A 20,187-nucleotide genomic window follows, 5' to 3' on the forward strand; every position below is an offset into this window, starting at 1 on the left:
CAGATGGGTCAGAAAGTCAATCCAACAGGCATTCGACTGGGCATCGTCAAAGACCATGCTTCTGTCTGGTATGCCGAGCGCGGCGCCTATGCCGATAAGCTCAATAACGATCTCGAAGTGCGCAGCTTCCTGGAAGAGCGTCTTAAAAACGCTTCCGTAAGCCGCATTCACATCGAGCGTCCGGCGAACAACGCCCGCATCACCATTCACACTGCCCGTCCGGGTATCGTGATTGGTAAAAAAGGTGAAGATGTCGACCGTCTGCGTCGCGATCTCACCGAAATGATGGGCGTCCCCGTGCATGTGAACATCGAAGAAGTTCGCAAGCCGGAGCTGGATGCCAAGCTGGTCGCGGCTAACGTTGCCGGTCAGCTTGAGCGTCGCGTCATGTTCCGTCGTGCCATGAAGCGCGCGGTACAGAACGCAATGCGTCTTGGGGCTGGCGGCATCAAGATTCAGCTGTCAGGTCGTCTGGGTGGTGCAGAAATCGCACGTACCGAATGGTATCGCGAAGGTCGCGTTCCGCTGCATACACTGCGTGCTGATATCGACTATGCCACCTTCGAGGCTCACACCACCTACGGCGTTATCGGCGTCAAAGTGTGGATCTTCAAGGGCGAAATCCTCGGCGGTATCGAGGAAGTACGTGCCAAGGCTAAGCAGCAACAGCCTTCCGGCAACGCGCCCAAGAAGAAAGGTTCCAGGTAAGGGGAGAGCGAGTCGATGTTACAGCCCAAGCGTATGAAATTCCGCAAGATGCAAAAAGGCCGCAACCGTGGCTTGGCGCATCGCGGAAGCAAGATCAGCTTCGGGGAGTATGGCCTGAAAGCTACCGGTCGCGGCCGCATCACTGCGCGCCAGATCGAAGCCGGCCGTCGTGCGATCACACGTCACGTCAAGCGTGGCGGTAAAATCTGGATCCGCGTATTCCCTGACAAGCCGATCTCCAAGAAGCCACTCGAAGTTCGTATGGGTAAAGGTAAAGGGTCTGTTGAGTACTGGGTAGCCCAGATCCAGCCGGGTCGGGTCCTGTACGAAATTGAAGGCGTATCCGAAGAGCTTGCCCGCGAAGCATTTGAGCTGGCGGCACAGAAGATGCCCTTGTCCACCACCTTTGCAAAACGGACGGTGATGTGATGAAAGCTCAAGAAATTCGTGAAAAGTCCGCAGGAGATCTCCAAGAGCAGCTCCTCGAACTCCTCCGCGAGCAGTTCAACCTGCGCATGCAGAAGGCCACTGGCCAACTGAGCCAGACTCATCTGCTCAAGCAGGTCCGTCGGGATATTGCCCGTGTGAAGACTTTGCTCAACGAGAAGGCAGGTGATTGAGATGGCCGAAGAGAAAAAAGCCCGTACGCTCACCGGAAAGGTGGTGAGCGACAAGATGGAGAAGTCCATCGTCGTCATGATCGAGCGCCGTGAGCGTCACCCGATCTACGGAAAATACGTCAAGCGCTCCACCAAGCTGCACGCCCATGATGAGGCGAACCAGGCAAAGGCAGGCGATACGGTTTCCATTCAGGAGTGCCGTCCGCTTTCCAAGAAGAAAGCCTGGACGCTGGTCGAGGTGGTCGAGCAGGCCAAGGGTTGATCCCCAGGTCTTTCAACCAGTGCAGTCAGATTAGGTTTGGAGAAAACCGATGATTCAGACTCAGACAATGCTGGACGTCGCCGACAACAGCGGAGCGCGCCGGGTGCAATGCATCAAGGTGCTAGGCGGTTCTCACCGTCGCTACGCTCGCGTGGGTGATGTCATCAAGGTAACGGTGAAGGAAGCCATTCCGCGGGGCAAGGTCAAGAAAGGCCAGGTCCTGAAAGCGGTGGTCGTTCGTACCCGTAGCGGTGTCCGTCGTAACGACGGGTCGCTTATTCGTTTCGATGGAAATGCGGCGGTTTTGTTGAACAACACCAACGAACAGCCGATCGGCACCCGTATTTTCGGTCCGGTCACTCGTGAGCTGCGTAACGAGCGGTTCATGAAGATCATTTCCTTAGCGCCTGAAGTGCTGTAAGGAGCGAGGCGAATATGCAAAAGATCAAACGTGACGATGAAGTCATCGTCATCGCCGGAAAGGACAAGGGCAAGCGCGGCACCGTCAAGCGGGTACTTGAAAACCGCTTCGTGGTGTCCGGTGTGAACATGATCAAGCGTCACACCAAGCCCAACCCCATGGCGGGAAATCAGGGCGGTATCGTCGAGCGTGAGGCTTCGATTCACGCGTCCAACGTAGCCATCTTCAATTCGGAGACCGGTAAGGCGGATCGCGTCGGCTTCCAAGTTAAGGAAGACGGTACCAAGGTACGTATCTACAAGTCGACGCAGACGCAGATCGACGCCTAACGCGAGTCGGGTAGCACAATGGCGAACTTGAAAGAACGTTATCAAAACGAGGTGGTGGCTCAGCTCAAAGAGCAGTTCAGCTACGCCAACGTAATGCAGGTACCCCGCATCACGAAAGTGACGCTCAACATGGGTATCGGCGAAGCGGTCAGCGATAAAAAGCTGATCGACAATGCCGTCGGTGACCTGGAGAAGCTCTCCGGTCAAAAGCCGCTGGTGACCAAGGCACGCAAGTCCATCGCGGGCTTCAAGGTGCGCGAAGGCTGGCCAATCGGTATCAAGGTAACGCTGCGCGCCGAGCGTATGTGGGACTTCCTGGACCGTCTGGTGAACATCGCGATTCCTCGCGTGCGTGACTTCCGTGGTCTCAACCCGAAGTCCTTCGACGGTCGTGGCAACTACTCCATGGGTGTGCGTGAGCAGATCATCTTCCCGGAGATCGAGTATGATAAGATCGATCGTATCCGCGGGTTGGACGTCACCATCACCACTACCGCCAACACCGACGAGGAAGGTCGTGCGCTGTTAACGGCACTGAACTTCCCGTTCAAGAAATAAGGGTGGGATCATGGCTAAGAAAAGTATGGTAGAACGCGAGCAAAAGCGTGCAGAGCTGGTCGAGAAGTACGCGGCCAGGCGCGCAGAGCTCAAGAAGATCATCTCGGACGTGAACTCGTCCGAGGAAGAGCGCTTCGAGGCGACGCTGAAGCTGCAGCAACTGCCGCGCGACTCAAGCCCGGTGCGTCAGCGTAACCGCTGCCGTATTACCGGTCGTCCGCACGGTTTTTACAACAAGTTCGGCCTTGGCCGTAACAAGCTGCGTGAAGCCGCCATGCGTGGCGACGTCCCTGGCCTTAAAAAGTCCAGCTGGTAACGCCACGTAGATTCATCAGGAGCGCACATTAAATGAGCATGCAAGATACTCTAGCGGATATGTTCACCCGTATCCGCAATGCGCAGATGGCCACCAAGGAGACGGCTACCATGCCGTCCTCCAAGTTGAAAGTGGAAGTGGCCCGCGTGCTAAAGGAAGAAGGCTATATTACCGACTTTACGGTAGCAGAAGGCGTGAAGCCCGAGCTCACCGTGACGCTCAAGTACTTTGAGGGTCAGCCGGTTATTGAGCATATTCAGCGGGTCTCCAAGCCGTCTTTGCGTCAGTACAAGGGCAAGAGCAATCTGCCCAAGGTCGCCGATGGTCTGGGTATCGCGATTGTCACCACCTCCAATGGTGTCATGACCGATCGTGCCGCGCGCCAGGCTGGCGTCGGTGGCGAAGTCATCTGCACCGTATTCTAGGAGGCTGGAATGTCCCGCATAGCGAAATATCCGGTTAAAGTGCCTGCCGGCGTTGACATCAAAATCAACGACGACCAGCTGACCGCCAAAGGCGGCCAAGGCACGCTGTCAATGCCCATTCACCAGGACGTGGTGATTGGTCAGGAAGATGGCCAGCTGACCTTCGCCCCGAGTGAAAATGCCAAGAGCTGGGCAATGGCCGGTACGACCCGCGCCTTGGTTCAGAACCTGGTGACGGGCGTATCCGAGGGTTTCACACGAACTCTCGAAATTGTTGGCGTCGGTTATCGTGCCCAAGCTAAGGGCCAGACGCTCAATCTTTCACTGGGCTTCTCGCACCCGGTCGACTACGAACTGCCTGCAGGTGTTACAGCGGAAACGCCGAAGAACACCACGATCGTGCTGAAAAGCGCGGACAAGCAGCAGCTCGGCCAGTGCGCCGCGGAAATCCGCGCCTTCCGTCCGCCTGAGCCGTACAAAGGCAAGGGTGTTCGGTACGCCGACGAGCAGGTGCGTCGCAAAGAAGCCAAGAAGAAGTAAGGCAGGGTTATGAACGCGAAGAAAGAATCTCGTCTCCGTCGTGCCCGCCGCGCTCGCGCCAAGATCCGCGAGCTGGGCGTGTATCGCCTGTGCGTCAACCGTACCCCGCGTCACATCTATGCGCAGATTATCTCGCCGGATGGTGGCAAGGTGTTGGCCAGCGCATCTACGCTGGACAAGGCACTGCGCGAGGGTGCGACCGGTAACTCAGACGCCGCCTCCAAGGTGGGCGCCTTGATTGCCGAACGCGCTAAAGAAGCAGGCATCACCCAGGTGGCCTTCGATCGTGCTGGCTTTAAGTATCACGGTCGCGTCAAGGCTCTGGCCGACGCCGCTCGTGAAGGCGGCCTGGAATTCTAAAGGGTTTTTACGATGGCGAAGAACGAACAGCAAAGCGGTGGTGATCTGCAAGAGAAACTCGTGCAGGTCAACCGCGTCGCCAAGGTGGTCAAGGGTGGTCGTATTTTCGGCTTCACCGCACTGACCGTCGTTGGTGATGGTAAAGGTCGCGTCGGTTTTGGTCGTGGCAAGGCGCGTGAAGTGCCGGTCGCGATCCAGAAAGCGATGGATCAAGCGCGTCGCAACATGGTCAAGGTAAACCTTTCTGGCAGCACGCTGCAGTACCCGGTAAAAGCGCGTCACGGCGCTTCCAAGGTGTACATGCAGCCAGCGTCCGAAGGTACCGGTATCATCGCCGGTGGCGCCATGCGCTCTGTACTGGAGCTTGCCGGTGTCCACGATGTACTGGCCAAGTGCTACGGTTCCACAAACCCGGTTAACGTGGTACGAGCGACCGTCAAAGGTCTCTCTGCCATGCAATCACCGGACGACGTGGCCGCCAAGCGCGGTCTGTCTGTCGAAGCGATTACGGGGTAAGACACCATGGCAGCTTTGATCAAGGTTACCCAGGTCCGCAGCACCATCGGCGTTTTGCCTAAGCACAAGGCCACCATGAACGGTCTGGGCCTGCGTCGCATCGGTCATACGGTTGAACTGGAAGACACCCCTGCCGTACGCGGCATGATCCACAAGGTAACTTACCTTGTGCGCGTTGAGGGAGAGTAATCCATGAAACTTAATACCTTAAGCCCGGCTCCGGGCTCCAAGCACGCTGAAAAGCGCGTGGGTCGTGGTATCGGTTCCGGTCTGGGAAAGACCGGTGGCCGTGGCCACAAAGGTCAGAAATCACGCAGTGGCGGTAGCGTCAAGCCTGGTTTCGAAGGCGGTCAGATGCCGCTCCAGCGTCGTCTGCCGAAATTTGGCTTCACGTCCGCCAAGTCGCTGGTATCTGAAGAAGTACGCCTGGCCGAGCTGGCCAAGGTTGCAGGTGACGAAGTCACCCTCGAAACCTTGAAGCAGGCCAACGTGCTGAAGGACTCTACGCAATTCGCGAAGATCATCCTTTCTGGCGAACTGAACAAGGCGGTTACCGTTCGTGGTATCAAGGTCACCAAAGGTGCCCGTGACGCGATCGCAGCCGCTGGCGGCAAGGTAGAGGACTAAATGGCCAAGTCAGGAAACATGCCGGCGATGGGCAGCGGTCTGAGTGAACTGTGGGCGCGTTTGCGCTTCGTGCTCCTCGCCATCGTGGTGTACCGTATCGGTGCCCATATTCCCGTTCCCGGTATCAATCCTGACCAGCTTGCTGCCTTGTTCAGGGAGCAGCAGGGCACCATCCTGGGCATGTTCAACATGTTCTCGGGTGGTGCGCTGGAGCGCATGAGTGTTCTCGCCCTGGGCATCATGCCCTACATATCGGCGTCGATCATCATGCAGCTCATGACTGCGGTCTCCCCTCATCTTGAGCAGCTCAAGAAAGAGGGCGAGGCCGGCCGCCGAAAGATCAGTCAGTACACCCGCTACGGCACGGTGTTACTGGCTTTTGTCCAGGCCACCGGCATGTCCGTCGGCCTGGCTAGCCAAGGCATCGCTTACAGCGCTGACTTCAGCTTCTACTTCACCGCGGTGGTAACGTTCGTTTCCGGTGCGGTGTTTATGATGTGGCTAGGTGAGCAGATCACCGAGAAGGGCATCGGCAACGGTATTTCGCTGCTGATCTTTGCCGGTATCGTCGCCGGGCTGCCCAGCGCCGTGGGTCAAGCTTTCGAGCTTGCTCGCAACGAAGGGGCCTGGAATGTTCTTCCGCTGTTAGCGCTGTCAGTGCTAGGGATTGCCACCGTGGCATTCGTGGTGTTCATCGAACGCGGTCAACGCCGTTTGAAGGTGAACTATCCGCGTCGCCAGGTCGGCAACAAGATGTATGCAGGTCAAAGCAGCTATCTTCCCTTGAAGGTGAACATGGCCGGTGTCATTCCGGCGATCTTTGCCTCCAGTATTCTGCTCTTTCCGGCCTCGATCGGACAATGGGTGGGTGCCGGTGAAGGGATGGAGTGGCTGCAACGTGCATCGCAAGCGCTTGGCCCCGGCCAGCCGCTTTACATCTTGCTTTTTGCGGCGGCAGTGGTATTCTTCTGCTTCTTTTACACAGCGCTGGTCTTCAACCCCAAGGATGTGGCTGACAATCTGAAAAAGTCAGGTGCGTTCCTGCCGGGCATTCGCCCCGGCGAGCAGACCGCTCGCTATATCGATAAAGTCATGACTCGTCTGACCTTATTCGGTGCCTTGTATATCACTGCGGTTTCCCTGATGCCCCAGTTCCTCATCGTTGCCTGGAACGTCCCGTTCTTCTTTGGCGGTACGTCGCTTCTGATCGTGGTGGTGGTCATCATGGACTTCATGGCCCAGGTGCAGTCGCATCTCATGTCGCATCAATATGACTCGGTGATGAAGAAGTCCAACCTGAAAGGCTACGGTAGCGGCGGCATTATGCGCTGAGCGCTGCCTCCCGAGTGTGTTGAGCACGCTGGACGCGCCGCGAGCCGTTTTTGGAGAAAGAACGATGAAAGTTCGAGCTTCCGTAAAGAAGATGTGCCGTAACTGCAAGATCATTCGTCGCAATGGCGCAGTTCGCGTTATTTGCACCGAACCGCGGCACAAGCAGCGCCAGGGCTAAATCCCGCGCTGTGTTTTAAGCGGGTGCCGGCATACCCCTTGCCTTCGGGCTCTCAAAGGGGTATGCTGTTGCGCCTTTTATAGATGAATAAACGAGCAAGCCGCTCAAATTTCGGAGTAAGCTGATGGCCCGTATTGCAGGCGTCAATATCCCGGACAACAAGCATGCGGCGATCTCGCTGACCTATATCTTCGGGATTGGCCGTACTCGCGCTGTGCACATCTGTGCCGCTGCCGGTATCGCGCCCACTGCCAAGATCCAGGATCTGTCTTCTGATGAAGTCGACACCCTGCGTTCTGAAGTTGGCAAGTACACCGTAGAAGGCGACCTTCGCCGTGATGTCACGCTTAACATCAAGCGTCTCATGGACCTGGGTTGCTATCGTGGTCTGCGTCATCGTCGTAGTCTTCCGCTGCGTGGTCAGCGGACCAAGACTAACGCGCGTACCCGTAAGGGCCCGCGTAAGCCGATCCGCAAATAATACGCAGGTTCTGTAACAAGTCAGAACCAGCGTTAAGACAGGAATAGACATCAACATGGCTAACCCGCGTAGTAACCGTAAAAAGGTTAAAAAGCAGGTAGTGGATGCGGTTGCGCATATCCACGCTTCTTTTAACAACACGATCGTGACGATCACAGACCGCCAGGGCAATGCTCTTTCATGGGCAACTGCCGGTGGTTCGGGTTTTCGTGGTTCTCGCAAGAGTACCCCGTTCGCAGCTCAAGTAGCGAGTGAACGTGCAGCAACCGCTGCAGCCGAGTATGGTGTGAAAAACGTAGACGTGCTGGTCAAGGGCCCCGGTCCCGGCCGTGAATCCGCCGTGCGCGCACTGAATGCCGCCGGCTTCCGCGTGCAAAGCATCACAGACGCGACGCCCATTCCCCATAATGGTTGCCGTCCGCCTAAGAAACGCCGCGTTTAAGGAGAGAGATTCATGGCTCGTTATATTGGACCGAAGTGCAAACTTTCTCGTCGTGAAGGCACCGACCTCTTCTTGAAGAGCGGTGTGACTCCTTTCGAGAAAAAGTGTAAATCCGAGCAGATCCCGGGTGTACACGGCCAGCGTCGTCAGCGTCTTTCCGACTACGGCTTGCAGCTTCGCGAGAAGCAGAAAGTACGCCGTATGTATGGCGTACTCGAAAAGCAGTTCCGCAACTACTACAAGGAAGCCGCTCGCCTGAAAGGCGCGACCGGTGAAGTATTGCTGCAGTTGCTTGAATCCCGACTGGATAACGTCGTCTACCGTATGGGCTTCGGCTCGACTCGCTCTGAAGCGCGTCAGCTGGTCAGCCACAAGGCGATTTCCGTGAACGGTCGTACTGTCAATGTGGCTTCCTACAAAGTGAAGCCGGGTGACGTTATTGCCATTCGCGAAAAGGCGAAGAATCAGGCCCGTATTCAAAGCGCGTTGACCATTGCGGCCAACCGTGGCGATATCGCCTGGATCGACATCGACGCCAAAAAGATGGAAGGCACTTTCAAGGCTCTGCCTGAACGCGGTGACCTGACTGCCGACATCAACGAAAACCTGATCGTCGAGCTGTACTCCAAGTAAGCAGTTTGCTTGGCAATTCTGCTTCTTGAAGCCCGGGCGGGCCGTTATACGTACCGTCCGGATGCTCTTGAGTACACGCTCTAGAGTACTCAGTATCCGTTTGGCAGCCTGAAAGGTGTTCATATGCAGCGTTCAGTGACAGAGTTTCTTCGTCCTCGCGACATCAAGGTCGAAGAAATCAGCGCACATCATGCCAAGATCGTTCTCGAACCGTTCGAGCGCGGCTTTGGCCACACCCTGGGGAATGCACTGCGTCGCATTCTGCTTTCATCCATGCCCGGTGTTGCCGTGGTAGAGGCTGAAATTGCCGGTGTCGAGCACGAGTACAGTGCGCTCGAAGGGGTGCAGGAAGATGTCATTGAAATCCTCCTGAACTTGAAAGATGTTGCGATCAAGATGCACAGCCGCGATGAGGCGGTGCTCTCGCTGAACAAGCAGGGCCCGGCCGTCGTCACCGCTGGCGACATTGCGCTTGATCATAGCGTCGAAATCGTCAACCCGGATCACGTCATTGCGCACGTCAATGAAGGTGCCGAGCTGAAAATTCAGCTCAAGGTGGCGCTGGGTCGTGGTTACGAACCGGCTGACGCTCGTGGCTCTGATGAAGAGACCCGCGCGATTGGTCGCCTGCAACTGGATGCCACCTTCAGCCCTGTCCGCCGCGTTTCCTATTCGGTCGAGGCCGCTCGTGTCGAGCAGCGCACCGACCTCGATAAGCTGATTATCGACCTGGAAACCGACGGTACTCTGGATCCGGAAGAGGCTATCCGCCGCAGTGCGACCATTCTGCAAGAGCAGCTGGCCGCCTTCGTCGACCTGGAAGCTGATAAAGAGCAGGAAGTCGAAGAGGAAGAGGATCATATCGATCCGATCCTGTTGCGCCCCGTAGACGATCTTGAGTTGACCGTTCGCAGCGCGAACTGCCTGAAGGCCGAGAATATCTATTACATCGGTGATTTGATTCAGCGCACGGAAGTGGAGCTGTTGAAGACCCCGAACCTCGGCAAGAAGTCCCTGAATGAAATCAAGGACGTTCTGGCAGCGCGCGGTCTTTCCCTTGGCATGCGGTTGGAGAATTGGCCACCCGCGAGCTTGAAGGACGACAAGGCCTCCGCGTAAGCGTCGACTTGAGTCCCAGTTTGGTAAGGAATTACAACCATGCGTCATCGTAAGAGTGGTCGTCATTTAAATCGTACCAGCTCGCACCGTCAGGCGATGTTCAAGAACATGTCTGTCTCGCTGGTCGAGCATGAAGTGATCAAGACAACCCTGCCCAAGGCCAAGGAACTGCGTCGCGTTATCGAGCCGCTGATCACCTTGTCCAAGCAGGACAGCGTCGCAAACCGCCGTTTGGCATTTGCCCGCACGCGCTCTAAAGAAGCCGTCGGCAAACTGTTCAACGAGCTGGGTCCGCGTTACGCCGAGCGTCCGGGTGGCTACATCCGTATTCTCAAGTGCGGTTTCCGCGCAGGTGACAACGCGCCCATGGCTTATGTTGAGCTAGTGGACCGTCCGGTTGTTGAAGAAGCTGCCGGGGAAGAGTAAGCACCCCGTCGCTTCTTGAAAGCCCAATGAAAACCGACCCGACCGGGTCGGTTTTTTTATGGGCGCCAGTTCAATCCAGCCTGCTTATCCCTTTAGAATACGTTCAATGCGTCAGCGTACGTGCTAACCTGAGCGATTGGGAGCAAGGTCCGCGCGTCAAAGCCGTGGGATGAACCGTGTCGAGCAAACAAGGGGCAAGTATGGCAACGAGGGGAGTGACTTCAGGTGCTGCCGTGCGGTGGTGGCTTGTATGGGCCGTGGCTATCACTTTGTGGGCGCTAAGCAGCACCGCCCAGGCGAATAATCCGCGCTATGCGGGCATTGTGGTCGATCTGGAAAACGGCGAGGTGCTCTATTCGGAAAACGCCGATGCACCGCGCTACCCCGCCTCGCTGACCAAGATGATGACGATCTACCTGGCATTCGAAGCCGTCGAACGAGGCGAGCTGAGCCTGAGTCAGCCATTGCCTGTCTCCGCCCAGGCTTCTGCCATGCCGGCTACCAAGCTATGGCTTTCTGCTGGCAGTACCATTGACCTGGATACCGCCATTCGCGCGCTGGCCGTGCGCTCGGCCAATGATGTCGCCGTGGTGGTGGCCGAGGCGCTCGGCGGCAGCGAACAGCGCTTCGCGACCATGATGACCGCCAAGGCTCGCGAGCTTGGCATGAATTCCACCACCTTCCGCAACGCCTCGGGGCTACCCGACGACGCTCAGGTGACCACCGCCCGGGACATGCTGATTCTCTCGACCCGAGTGATGCAGGACTTTCCTCAGTACTACCACTACTTCGGCCTTCAGGAGTTCAGCTACAAGGGAACGCGTCACACCAGCCACAATCGCCTGGTGCGTGACTACCCGGGTGCCGACGGCTTGAAGACCGGCTTCATCCGCGCCTCGGGGTTCAACGTGGCCACTACCGCTGTTCATGATGGACGGCGCATGGTTGCCGTGGTCATGGGTGGGTTCAGCTCCTCCTCTCGCGATGCCCATATGGTGGATCTGCTCGATCGCAGCTTCGCCCGAGCGCGCCTTCGTGATAACACCACCTGGATGGCCGATACCAATTTCTCCCGGGAGTTCATGGCCTTTGCCGGGCCGTCCCAGCCGCTGACCACCCCGCCGGCCAGCACGCCGCCGTCACCGATTCTGGCCAATGTGGATACCACTACGCTTTCACCCGCCGCGACCGCTTCGGCGCCAGACCGACCGATGCCCAGCGCTGCCGCGCCCCAGCGGGTTCAGGTAACTCAGTCTCATGACCCGCTCCAGGCATTGATCGAAGAGCAGACTCAGGCTGCTCAAGCCCCCGCACCGCTCGCTCCGTCCAGCTACGCAAGCGGTGACTGGGGTATCCAGGTAGGCGCCTTCAGCCAGGCAAGTCACGCCGAGCAGCTCGCTCATCAGGCTGCCCAGCGCCTGCCCAACAATGTGGGCGGACGCGTGGCGGTCGATACCCTGGATGGCCAGACGCCCGTATTCCGCGCCCGGGTCGTGGCGCTGGACGAAGCGCGTGCCATCCAGGCCTGCCAGACGCTTCACGCTCAGGGCATGGATTGCATGGTGGTCAACGCAAGTCTTTGAGCCCATGTGAAGCTGGCCCCGCTAATGTCCGGTTAGCGGGGTTTTTTTTGAGGGCGTGGGTGGTTTATCCGTTAGCGGAAGTAGTGGGTTCAACACGCGGGGAGCGCGCTGTGGCAACGTCGTTGAAAGGAATACTGAGCATGTGCCTGGGAGTGCTTTTTCTGGCGCTGGGCGATGCAATCTCCAAATGGTTGGGTGAGGTGCACTCGCCGCTTCAGATCATCTTTTTCCGCACGCTGGTATCGCTGCCGCTCATTACCTTTCTGGCCCACTTTGCCGGCGGCCTGCGCACACTGGCCACGCGCCGTCCCAAGGTCCACTTGCTGCGCGGGTTGATCCATACCGCCACCATGACCTGTTTTATCATCGGCCTGATCCTGTTGCCTCTGGCCGAGGCGACCGCCATCGCTTTCGTGGCGCCGCTGTTTGTCACGCTGCTCTCGGTGCCGCTGTTGAATGAGCGTATCGACTGCCCGGTGCTGTGCGCTTCGCTGCTGGGGTTTGTAGGTGTGTTGATCGTGGTACGCCCGGGCGGCGACGCCTTTCATGTCGGTGCGCTGGTACTGGTGGCGGCCGCGTTTTTCTACGCGCTGATGATGATTACCGCGCGGCGCTACGGTGGTCGCGAACACTTGTGGGCCATGGTGTTCTACATGACCCTGGTGCCCATGGTGCTTTGTGGCCTCGCGCTGCCTTTTGTCTGGACGACACCGGCACCCGTGCATTGGCTGGGATTTCTGGTATCGGGGGTGCTGGGGGTGGGAGCGACGGCGTTCATCACCCTGGCATTTCGTCATGCCCCCGCAGCGATTGCCGCGCCGTTCGATTACACGGCCCTTCTATGGGCCGTGCTGCTCGGCTGGTGGTTCTGGGGCGAACTTCCGGACAAGTGGGTATGGGTGGGCAGCGCATTGATCATGGCCAGCGGCTTGTGGATTGCCTATCACGATCGCCGCACCACCTTGAAGCGCCGCCCGACGGCCTAGGCTTCACCCTTACGCAAAGACATCGCGCTTAGGCAAAGGCATAGACATCCATGGCCAGCACCCCGTGTTCCACGCTGTGGTGAAGCTGACGTGCATCGCCACCGGCGCCCATGGCCACCAGCATCGGCTGGAAATGCTCCGGGGTGGGGTGATTGCGGCTCGCCTCGGGAGCCCGTTGCCATTCCAGCAGCGCATCGCGGTTGTTCTGCGCGAACTGAGTGCTCACCCAGTCGGAAAATTCCCCCACCCAGGCGGGCATGGTGCTGTCCAGCGCCATGGTCTCGTACAGGTTGTGGGTCAAGCTGCCGGAACCGATGATCAGCACGCCCTCTTCACGAAGTGCGGCGAGCTTTTCTCCCAGCGCGACCAGTTGCTCGTTGGACCAGCGAATGGGCAACGATACCGAGACCACCGGGATATCCGCCTTGGGAAACATCAGCGACAGCGGCACCCAGGCGCCGTGGTCGAACCCACGTTCTACCAGGTGGGCCTCCAGGAGCGTGGCCAGGCGCTGGGCCAATGCCGGCTCGCCGGGCGCCGGGTAGCGACACTCGAACAGCTCCCGGGGGAAGCCGCCGAAGTCATGAAGGGTTTCCGGCCAGGCGGCATGGCTCACCTTGAGCGCCAGGCTTTCCCAGTGGGCGGATACCACCACGACCGCCTTGGGGGTCAGGTTGTGCCCCAGCTCGCGCAGGAAGCGGTGAGCGGGGGTGGACGTCAGGGCCAGCATGGGCGAGCCATGGGAAATGAACAGGCTAGGTAGCATGATCTCGTTCTCCTCTGCCAGGCCCCGGCGTCGCCGGGGCCTGGCGTGATGATTAGTGGGCGCGTTCGGTCAGGCTGAAGCGACCGCCGCCCAATCCTGCCTGGACCAGTAACGCGACGGCCCAGAAGATCGGAAATTCCCAGCCGCCGCCTTCGTTCGAGAACATCCAACCGTTGTCCAGATGGACCGAGGCGGCGCCCAGCAGCAGCGGAATCATCGCAAGGCTGACCCAGCGGGTGTAGAGGCCCAGTATCAGTGCCAACCCGCCGCCGAGTTCACCGGCGATGGTGAGGTAGGCCAGAAATCCGGGCAGCCCCAGCGACTCGAAGTAGCCAACCGTGCCCGGCACGGTGAACACGAGTACTTTCAAGAGGCCATGGGCCAAGGCCATGACGCCTAGAGAGACGCGTAAAAGCGCCGTGGCGTAAGGTTGATAGGAGGTAGCAGCAGGGGGGTGCGCGGCGATGGTCATGGGGGGCTCTCCAGAAGCGTTCAAGTATGTTGCTGATGGAGATACTTTAAAGAGAAGTGACGCGAAGATAATCTGCGCTTTTCTTACTTTACTGTTGCGCTGGGCGCGATAATCCCATGGCGGTTTCCCAGCAGGGCGGATCGCCCCAGGCCTCGGCAAGCCGTGCGATGAAGCGCTCGACCTTGACGGGCAGGTAGCGGCGCGCCGGATAGAGGGCGTGAATATCCAGCATGACCGGCGGCTGATCGGTCAGAATAGCCACCAGGCGGCCGGCCAGAATGCTCTGTGTGACCAGAAAACTGGGCTGCTGAGCGATACCTAGCCCCGCTTCGGCCATGTGGGTCAGCACATCGCCGTTATTGCTTTCGAGGGGGCCTTTGGGAGCGAGGGTCGTGGCATTTCCGAGCTGCCAGTCGCTGGTGGTCTGGCCGCTTCGGTAGCGCAGGCAGTGGTGTTTGGCCAGCGCCTCCAGGGTGGTGGGGGTGCCCATTCGCTCAAGATACTCAGGCGAGGCACAGAAAAGCATGCGACAGCGGGTGAGCCGACGGGCGATGAGGCTGGAATCCGCCAGCCGTCCGATACGGATCGCCACGTCATAGCCCTCCTCGACAAGATCCACCCGGCGGTCGTTAAGATCCAGGCGCACCTGCAGGCGGGGATGCTCCACCATGAAACGCGCTACCAGCGGTGACAGATGACGCACGCCAAAGCTCATCGGCGCATTGATGCGCATTTCGCCGCGCACCTCCAGAGAGGCGCTTCCGACATCGCTTGCTGCTTCGTCCAGCGCGTTCAGGATCGTTTGCGCGTGGGCCAGGTAGCGCTCGCCCTCGGTGGTGAGGTGGATGCGTCGGGTAGTGCGCTGCAAAAGGCGTACCCCCAGGGTTTCTTCCAATGCCATCACCTGGCGGGAAAGCCGGGTGCGAGAGATATCCAGTGCTTCGGCGGCGCGAGTGTAGCTACCCAGTTCGGCCACCTTCACGAAAGCGCTGATATGTTCGAACTGATGTTTCATCGCCTGAACGCTTTTGCGGCCTGGCAGGGGTCCGGTGTGCCGCAGATCGCCGAGATCACCGCCAATCCGTCGGCGCCGGCATCAAATACCCGGGTGGCGTGCTCGGCCTTCAATCCGCCAATGGCTACGCTTGGCAGGCGGCTTGCTCGGGCCAGGGCCGCCAGGCCGTCAAACCCCAGCGGCGCGGCGTGGTCCTGCTTGCTGGGGGTGGCGAAGACCGGCCCCAGCCCGACATAATCCAGCGCCTCGAGTGGGGCGCTTTCGAGCTGGCCGAGGGTATTGATCGAGAGGCCGATGATCGCCTTGTCACCGAGTGCGTGGCGAGCATCGAGCGCGGCGGCGTCACTTTGGCCCACGTGCAGGCCGTCGGCGCCGCTTTCCAAGGCCACTGTCAGACGATCATTGATGATCAACGGTACGCCGCTACCGCAAAGCACTGCTTTCAAGCGTCGGGCCTGGGCAATGAGGTCGTCATCGCTTGCCTGCTTGTCACGAAGCTGAACCACGGTAACGCCGCCTTTCACGGCGGCTTCCACGGTCCGTTCCAAGCCAAGGGCGCGGCAAAGAGTGGCGTCGGTCACCAGATAGAGTGAAAGATCGAGAGTCACCGGCGCCCGCCTTCGCTCTCTTGAAGGACAGTTTCCCAGCGGGCCTGGCGCGAAAGTGCATCGGGGGTAAGCTGATACAGCGCGTCCAGCAACTCGACCTGAAAGCTGCCGGGCCCTTGGGCTTTTTTACCTGCCCGACTGCCCGCCAGGGCGAAACTGGACAGCGCCGCCACGCTTGCCTGGAAGGGGTCTTCTGGAGTGGCAGCCACAAAGCCCGCCACAATGGCGCTGAGCCCGCAGCCCAGCGTCGTCACCCGGGGCATCAGGGCGTGTCCTCCGCTGACGCGGGCGTGCCGGGTACCATCAGTGATGAAATCCTGCTTGCCGGTCATGGCCACGATGCAGTCGTACTGTCGGGCAAGGGCTATGGCTGCATCATCGGCGTCTTGGGTGTCGGGGGCGGCGTCCACCCCGCGGCCCTGGTTTTCAAGCCCGCCAAGGGCCAGCACTTCCGAGGCATTGGCACGAATGACCGAAGGCCCGTGGGCCAACAACTTTTCACAAAGCGCCTGTCGGTATGCCGTCGCGCCCACCGCGACCGGATCCAGCACCCAGGGGATGCCCCGTTGCCGGGCGGTTTCGGCGCACAGTAGCATCGCTTCGGCCCAATGGGGGGAGATCGTGCCAATGTTGATGGAAAGGGCGTTGGCGATGGCGGTAAACGCAGGCGCTTCCTCTTTGGCGTGCAGCATGGCCGGCGAGGCGCCGATAGCCAGTAAAAGGTTCGCGCTCGAGTTCATGGCCACGAAATTGGTCATGCAGTGCACAAGCGGCGTCATGCCTTGCAGGGCGCTCAGGTAGGCGCCAAGGGGGGGTAGGTTCATAGCATCCTCCCGGCGAGGAGGTGGTGAAGACACCACGACTCCCTACGCCGGTACTATCCGGTTCAGGTTCAAAGGGTGCCTCTCAGCCCGTCATCGGGCGCCCCTGTCGTGGGTCTACTATCCGGATCCAGACGCGGCTTGTAAAGCCGTGGGATGGCTTAATGCACCGCGTCCATGGCGTGCTGCTGAAGAGTGACCAGCGGGATGATATCCAGCGTCTTCTCGTTGGTGCCGGACAGGATGACCGGAGGCGCCAGCCCCACGTCGGCGGCATCCTGCCAGCGCTTGGCACAAAGACACCAGCGATCTCCCGGCGCCAGACCCGGAAAGCCGAACGCCGGGCGTGGTGTGGTCAGGTCGTTTCCCTGGGCCTGGGAAAACGCCAGGAACTCTTCGGTCACGATGGCACACACCGAGTGCACGCCGATATCGTCCGGGCCTACGCGACAAAAGCCATCGCGATAGAAACCGGCCTTGGGGCTATGGCAGCAAGGCGTCAATGGTTCACCAAAGACATTACGGTCACGAGACATGGAGCCTCCGGGTATCAGGGCTGGAATTAACCAAGAACTGCCCTCATTGTTAAGTAATTCGATCAAAGCGGCGCAAAGAAGCGCTGCACTTGTCTCGATTAGACTACAGCCTTGTACAAAGTATCGGTTTCGTCAAAGTTTAGCGGGAAATAAGGAGCATTTCATGAATTTTCAAGGCGAGCAGTATCCCGGCGTCGTTCCGGCACCAGTCAACACCCAAGGGTTTCGTCTCAACCACACCATGCTGCGGGCGAAGGACCCCCAGGTATCGCTTGCGTTCTACTCGCGCGTGTTCGGCATGCAGGTGCTGCGTCGGCTCGATTTCGAAGAGATGCAGTTCTCGCTCTATTTCCTCGCCAACGTCGAAGCCGGCGAAGCGGTTCCCGAAGATACCCAGGCGCGCACCGCCTGGACGTTCAGCCAGAAAGGGCTCTTGGAGCTGACCCACAACTGGGGTACCGAAGCGCAGGCGGACTTCGCCTATCATGACGGCAACGCCGAGCCTCAGGGGTTTGGTCATATCTGCTTCAGCGTGCCGGATCTCGCCGCCGCCCAGGCCTGGTTCGATACCTGTGATGTGACGTTCATCAAACGGGCCGATCAGGGAAAGATGAAGGACGTGATCTTTATCAAGGACCCGGACGGCTACTGGATCGAAGTGATTCAGGCCGATCTGATGGCGGGAATGGGCGACTGACGTGGCACATTTGCTTTTCCGGCTACGCCATGTGACCGATGAAGAAGCCATGGAGGTGCGCGCACTGCTCGACGCGAACGGCTTCGAGACGTATGAGACCCAGGCGGGCGTTTTCCGCCTGGGGGTCGATGCGATCTGGCTGCGCCATGACGCGGAGCGTGAGGCCGCCGAAGCAGTGCTGGCCGAATATCAGCAAGCGCGCCAGGCAAGTGAGCGCCGCGCCCATGAAGAGGCCCTGGCCCGAGGCGAGGCGCCGACGCTCTGGCGTCGCTTCATGGCTCACCCTTTGCAGGTGGCGCTCACCATCGTCGCGGTGCTGCTCATTGCTCTGCTGACGCTTTGGCCCTTTATCGGCTTGAGTGCGCTGTGAAACCGTCAAGCCGCCGTGAGGTGGCCGCGCTTGAGGTAGAGATACACCCCCTCGTCACCGGCGCCGAGGGCCGGCAATGCCCCGTAAGGATAGCGACACCAGCTGCCCGCCGGGTACTCGGTAGTGCCCTCCCGAAGCGTGCCTTCCAGCACGAACACCTCAAGGCCCTTGCTTAGCTGAGGATGGCTGAGGGTGACGCCGGGCGCCCAGCGCTCAAGGCTTACCCGTTCCTGGCCGTGGGTATGCAGCATCTTGTAGCGTATGCCTTCGCGCTGGTCGGGCTGCCAGGGCAGCCGGTGCGCGGGCATCGCCACCTGCAGCGTATCGCTGTGCTCGAACTGATGCAGCTTGACCAGAATCAGCGCGCCTTCATCGCCTATCTGCGGGGTGTGGTCAGTGCCGATGGGGTTGCGCAGGTAGCTGCCTGCCGGGTAACGGCCGTGCTCGTCGCCGAATACGCCCTCCAGCACGAAGATCTCCTCGCCGCCCCCGTGAACGTGGCGCTCGAACCGGCTGTTGGGCGCGTAGCGTACAAGACTCGTCGCCCGAGCCACTTCACCTCCGATGCGGTCCAGCATCATGCGCTCCACCCCGGCGCTGGGGGAGGCAACCCACTCGTACGTCTCAGGCGTCACACAGGCAAACCGGGAGAAATCGGCGTTCAAACGCATGGGGGAAACTCATGTTCACCAGGAAAAGGGGGTCAGTCTCCTTACCCAGCGGGCAAAATGCAACGTATAAACACGCGCGGCACACATCGAGGCGTGCCGCACGCGACCTCGTACGGCCGGTTTAACCCTCCAGATTAGCACGCGGAGCCGGCCGGGCCCTGAGCGTTCGCCTAAGCGGTCACTCACCACAAGGTGGGTGGGGCTGGGCACACAAAAAAGCGCCCGCGAAGGGCGCTTGAAACAGAACTCCGAGGGGCTTTTTGCTCAGTGGCTGTGCTCGTGGCTATGTTCATGGTCATGGCCATGGCCATGATCGTGCTCGTGAGCATGATTGTGGCTCTGCTCATCGTGACCGGGCTGGGCCAGGGCGCTGTGCAGAAGCTCGGCGTTTTGACGCATCATGCCAAGGTAGGTGCTGGCGGGACCTTCGCTGGCCAGGGCATCGGCGTAGAGCGTGCCGGCAATCTCGAGCCCGGTCTCTTCGGCCAGTTGCTGAATCACCGCCGGGTTGGTCATGTTCTCGTGAAAGAGCGCCTGAACGCCTTCAGCGTTGATCACATCCACAAGCGCTGCCATGCTGGCGCCGCTGGGTTCCACTTCGGTAGACAGCCCCGAGGGGGAAAGAAAGCGAACGCCGTAGGCGCTGGCGAAGTAACCGAAAGAGTCGTGACCGGTAATCACGCTGGTCGAAGACGGCACCTCGCTGATCAGCTCGCGAATCTCGCTGTCCAGTTCAGCCATGTCTTCCAGGTAGCGCTCGGCATTGGCCCGGTAATCATCGGCGTTCTCTTCGTCGACGTCGATCAGGCCATCGCGGATGTTGGCGATATAGACTTCGGCCTGGGCCATGTCCTGCCAGGCATGCGGGTCGAAGTCGCCGTGCACGTGATCGGTATCGTGGTCGTGGCCATGGTCATGCCCATGGCTGTGATCGTGCCCATGATCGTGTTCATGTTCATGGCTATGGTCATGCCCGTGATCATGGCTGTGTTCGTGATCATGGCCATGATCGTGGGCATGGTAATCCAGTGGCTCGATGCCGTCGGTCGCCGTCACCAGCCGGCCCTGGTAGTCGCTGGAATCCAGCAGGCGATCCATCCAGCCTTCGAACAACAGGCCATTGAATACCACAAGATCCGCCTCGGCCAGGGCTCGCGCATCACCAGGGCGTGGCGAGTAGACGTGGGCGTCGCCGTCCGGGCCAACCAGGGCGCTTACTTCAACGTGTTCACCGCCTACGTTCTCGACCATATCGGCCAGAATGGAGAAACTGGTGACCACTTGAACGCGCTCGGCAGCGATGGCGGCAGGCAGGGCAAGTAGTGTGGACACGCCCACCAGCAGTGGGGCAAAACGTAGCGACATGACA

Annotated in this window: 33 protein-coding genes and 1 riboswitch; of the genes, 25 read left to right on the forward strand and 8 right to left on the reverse strand. The window is 59.5% G+C overall.

Features of this window, described 5'->3' with window-relative positions; all coding sequences use genetic code 11:
* Positions 1–3: 3 nt before the first annotated feature.
* From rpsC to ACWF8S_RS01005, 23 genes are all read left to right on the forward strand, one after another.
* The gene (gene rpsC, locus ACWF8S_RS00895) at positions 4–708 is read left to right on the forward strand and encodes a 30S ribosomal protein S3 (protein ID WP_447554946.1); all 705 of its coding nucleotides are present in this window, start codon (positions 4–6) and stop codon (positions 706–708) included.
* A 15-nt stretch (positions 709–723) separates the two neighbouring features.
* Positions 724–1,137 carry a 50S ribosomal protein L16 gene (rplP, locus tag ACWF8S_RS00900; RefSeq protein WP_227389089.1) on the forward strand — a complete coding sequence of 138 codons (414 nt, stop codon included), beginning with the start codon at positions 724–726 and terminating at the stop codon, positions 1,135–1,137.
* Positions 1,137–1,328: a 50S ribosomal protein L29 gene (gene rpmC / locus ACWF8S_RS00905; protein ID WP_447554947.1), complete on the forward strand. Its 192-nt coding sequence runs from the start codon at positions 1,137–1,139 to the stop codon at positions 1,326–1,328. Before rplP ends, rpmC begins: the two co-directional genes overlap by 1 nt.
* Before the next feature lies 1 nt (position 1,329).
* The gene (rpsQ, locus tag ACWF8S_RS00910) at positions 1,330–1,590 is read left to right on the forward strand and encodes a 30S ribosomal protein S17 (RefSeq protein WP_027337515.1); all 261 of its coding nucleotides are present in this window, start codon (positions 1,330–1,332) and stop codon (positions 1,588–1,590) included.
* A 49-nt stretch (positions 1,591–1,639) separates the two neighbouring features.
* Positions 1,640–2,011, forward strand: coding sequence for a 50S ribosomal protein L14 (gene rplN, locus ACWF8S_RS00915; protein WP_252105868.1), 372 nt, complete (start codon positions 1,640–1,642; stop codon positions 2,009–2,011).
* A gap of 14 nt (positions 2,012–2,025) precedes the next feature.
* Positions 2,026–2,340: a 50S ribosomal protein L24 gene (gene rplX / locus ACWF8S_RS00920; protein WP_228575006.1), complete on the forward strand. Its 315-nt coding sequence runs from the start codon at positions 2,026–2,028 to the stop codon at positions 2,338–2,340.
* Between the two features lie 18 nt (positions 2,341–2,358).
* Entirely contained in the window at positions 2,359–2,898 is a 540-nt protein-coding gene (gene rplE, locus ACWF8S_RS00925; protein WP_447554948.1) for a 50S ribosomal protein L5, read from the forward strand.
* Positions 2,899–2,908: 10 nt separating this feature from the next.
* A complete protein-coding gene (gene rpsN, locus ACWF8S_RS00930) occupies positions 2,909–3,214 on the forward strand; it encodes a 30S ribosomal protein S14 (RefSeq protein WP_447554949.1) in 306 nt (101 codons plus the stop codon).
* A 32-nt stretch (positions 3,215–3,246) separates the two neighbouring features.
* On the forward strand, positions 3,247–3,639 hold the full coding sequence (rpsH, locus tag ACWF8S_RS00935) for a 30S ribosomal protein S8 (RefSeq protein ID WP_447554950.1): 393 nt from the start codon (positions 3,247–3,249) through the stop codon (positions 3,637–3,639).
* Positions 3,640–3,648: 9 nt separating this feature from the next.
* Entirely contained in the window at positions 3,649–4,179 is a 531-nt protein-coding gene (gene rplF / locus ACWF8S_RS00940) for a 50S ribosomal protein L6 (RefSeq protein WP_447554951.1), read from the forward strand.
* A 9-nt stretch (positions 4,180–4,188) separates the two neighbouring features.
* Positions 4,189–4,539, forward strand: a complete 351-nt coding sequence (gene rplR, locus ACWF8S_RS00945; RefSeq protein WP_008959159.1) for a 50S ribosomal protein L18 — start codon at positions 4,189–4,191, stop codon at positions 4,537–4,539.
* A 12-nt stretch (positions 4,540–4,551) separates the two neighbouring features.
* On the forward strand, positions 4,552–5,055 hold the full coding sequence (rpsE, locus tag ACWF8S_RS00950; protein ID WP_447554952.1) for a 30S ribosomal protein S5: 504 nt from the start codon (positions 4,552–4,554) through the stop codon (positions 5,053–5,055).
* A 6-nt stretch (positions 5,056–5,061) separates the two neighbouring features.
* A complete protein-coding gene (rpmD, locus tag ACWF8S_RS00955) occupies positions 5,062–5,244 on the forward strand; it encodes a 50S ribosomal protein L30 (RefSeq protein ID WP_447554953.1) in 183 nt (60 codons plus the stop codon).
* 3 nt (positions 5,245–5,247) lie between these two features.
* Entirely contained in the window at positions 5,248–5,682 is a 435-nt protein-coding gene (rplO, locus tag ACWF8S_RS00960; RefSeq protein ID WP_447554954.1) for a 50S ribosomal protein L15, read from the forward strand.
* The gene (gene secY, locus ACWF8S_RS00965) at positions 5,683–7,014 is read left to right on the forward strand and encodes a preprotein translocase subunit SecY (protein ID WP_447554955.1); all 1,332 of its coding nucleotides are present in this window, start codon (positions 5,683–5,685) and stop codon (positions 7,012–7,014) included.
* A 64-nt stretch (positions 7,015–7,078) separates the two neighbouring features.
* Positions 7,079–7,192, forward strand: a complete 114-nt coding sequence (rpmJ, locus tag ACWF8S_RS00970; protein ID WP_031384759.1) for a 50S ribosomal protein L36 — start codon at positions 7,079–7,081, stop codon at positions 7,190–7,192.
* Between the two features lie 124 nt (positions 7,193–7,316).
* A complete protein-coding gene (rpsM, locus tag ACWF8S_RS00975) occupies positions 7,317–7,673 on the forward strand; it encodes a 30S ribosomal protein S13 (RefSeq protein WP_447554956.1) in 357 nt (118 codons plus the stop codon).
* Positions 7,674–7,728: 55 nt separating this feature from the next.
* Entirely contained in the window at positions 7,729–8,115 is a 387-nt protein-coding gene (gene rpsK, locus ACWF8S_RS00980; protein ID WP_009723883.1) for a 30S ribosomal protein S11, read from the forward strand.
* A gap of 12 nt (positions 8,116–8,127) precedes the next feature.
* The gene (gene rpsD / locus ACWF8S_RS00985) at positions 8,128–8,748 is read left to right on the forward strand and encodes a 30S ribosomal protein S4 (protein WP_447554957.1); all 621 of its coding nucleotides are present in this window, start codon (positions 8,128–8,130) and stop codon (positions 8,746–8,748) included.
* Positions 8,749–8,871: 123 nt separating this feature from the next.
* On the forward strand, positions 8,872–9,867 hold the full coding sequence (locus ACWF8S_RS00990) for a DNA-directed RNA polymerase subunit alpha (protein WP_447554958.1): 996 nt from the start codon (positions 8,872–8,874) through the stop codon (positions 9,865–9,867).
* A gap of 39 nt (positions 9,868–9,906) precedes the next feature.
* Positions 9,907–10,293, forward strand: a complete 387-nt coding sequence (rplQ, locus tag ACWF8S_RS00995; protein ID WP_447554959.1) for a 50S ribosomal protein L17 — start codon at positions 9,907–9,909, stop codon at positions 10,291–10,293.
* Positions 10,294–10,550: 257 nt separating this feature from the next.
* Positions 10,551–11,876, forward strand: a complete 1,326-nt coding sequence (locus tag ACWF8S_RS01000) for a serine hydrolase (RefSeq protein WP_447554960.1) — start codon at positions 10,551–10,553, stop codon at positions 11,874–11,876.
* Between the two features lie 110 nt (positions 11,877–11,986).
* On the forward strand, positions 11,987–12,862 hold the full coding sequence (locus ACWF8S_RS01005) for a DMT family transporter (protein WP_447554961.1): 876 nt from the start codon (positions 11,987–11,989) through the stop codon (positions 12,860–12,862).
* 28 nt (positions 12,863–12,890) lie between these two features.
* On the opposite strand, the gene ACWF8S_RS01010 is transcribed toward ACWF8S_RS01005, so the two are convergent.
* From ACWF8S_RS01010 to ACWF8S_RS01035, 6 genes are all read right to left on the reverse strand, one after another.
* On the reverse strand, positions 12,891–13,628 hold the full coding sequence (locus ACWF8S_RS01010) for a DODA-type extradiol aromatic ring-opening family dioxygenase (protein ID WP_447554962.1): 738 nt from the start codon (positions 13,626–13,628) through the stop codon (positions 12,891–12,893).
* 52 nt (positions 13,629–13,680) lie between these two features.
* The gene (locus ACWF8S_RS01015) at positions 13,681–14,100 is read right to left on the reverse strand and encodes a DoxX family protein (RefSeq protein WP_447554963.1); all 420 of its coding nucleotides are present in this window, start codon (positions 14,098–14,100) and stop codon (positions 13,681–13,683) included.
* Positions 14,101–14,188: 88 nt separating this feature from the next.
* Entirely contained in the window at positions 14,189–15,115 is a 927-nt protein-coding gene (locus ACWF8S_RS01020; RefSeq protein ID WP_447554964.1) for a LysR substrate-binding domain-containing protein, read from the reverse strand.
* Positions 15,112–15,723, reverse strand: a complete 612-nt coding sequence (gene thiE / locus ACWF8S_RS01025) for a thiamine phosphate synthase (RefSeq protein WP_447554965.1) — start codon at positions 15,721–15,723, stop codon at positions 15,112–15,114. Before thiE ends, ACWF8S_RS01020 begins: the two co-directional genes overlap by 4 nt.
* The gene (gene thiM / locus ACWF8S_RS01030; RefSeq protein WP_447554966.1) at positions 15,720–16,547 is read right to left on the reverse strand and encodes a hydroxyethylthiazole kinase; all 828 of its coding nucleotides are present in this window, start codon (positions 16,545–16,547) and stop codon (positions 15,720–15,722) included. The genes thiE and thiM overlap by 4 nt, the downstream gene beginning before the upstream one ends.
* A gap of 22 nt (positions 16,548–16,569) precedes the next feature.
* Positions 16,570–16,662, reverse strand: a riboswitch (TPP riboswitch).
* Positions 16,663–16,705: 43 nt separating this feature from the next.
* Positions 16,706–17,080, reverse strand: a complete 375-nt coding sequence (locus ACWF8S_RS01035; protein WP_447554967.1) for a DUF2237 family protein — start codon at positions 17,078–17,080, stop codon at positions 16,706–16,708.
* Positions 17,081–17,243: 163 nt separating this feature from the next.
* Between ACWF8S_RS01035 and gloA the strand changes: the two genes are divergently transcribed.
* The gene (gloA, locus tag ACWF8S_RS01040; protein ID WP_447554968.1) at positions 17,244–17,777 is read left to right on the forward strand and encodes a lactoylglutathione lyase; all 534 of its coding nucleotides are present in this window, start codon (positions 17,244–17,246) and stop codon (positions 17,775–17,777) included.
* A 1-nt stretch (position 17,778) separates the two neighbouring features.
* Positions 17,779–18,147 (forward strand): DUF6164 family protein, encoded by a 369-nt coding sequence (locus ACWF8S_RS01045; protein ID WP_447554969.1) that lies wholly within the window; start codon positions 17,779–17,781, stop codon positions 18,145–18,147.
* Between the two features lie 5 nt (positions 18,148–18,152).
* Here ACWF8S_RS01045 and ACWF8S_RS01050 read toward each other — a convergent pair whose 3' ends face one another.
* Positions 18,153–18,818: a cupin domain-containing protein gene (locus ACWF8S_RS01050; RefSeq protein WP_447554970.1), complete on the reverse strand. Its 666-nt coding sequence runs from the start codon at positions 18,816–18,818 to the stop codon at positions 18,153–18,155.
* A gap of 264 nt (positions 18,819–19,082) precedes the next feature.
* Complete coding sequence (locus ACWF8S_RS01055; protein WP_447554971.1) at positions 19,083–20,183, reverse strand: metal ABC transporter substrate-binding protein; 1,101 nt, start codon at positions 20,181–20,183, stop codon at positions 19,083–19,085.
* Positions 20,184–20,187 lie beyond the last annotated feature (4 nt).

The organism is Vreelandella xerophytica (assembly GCF_968048975.1).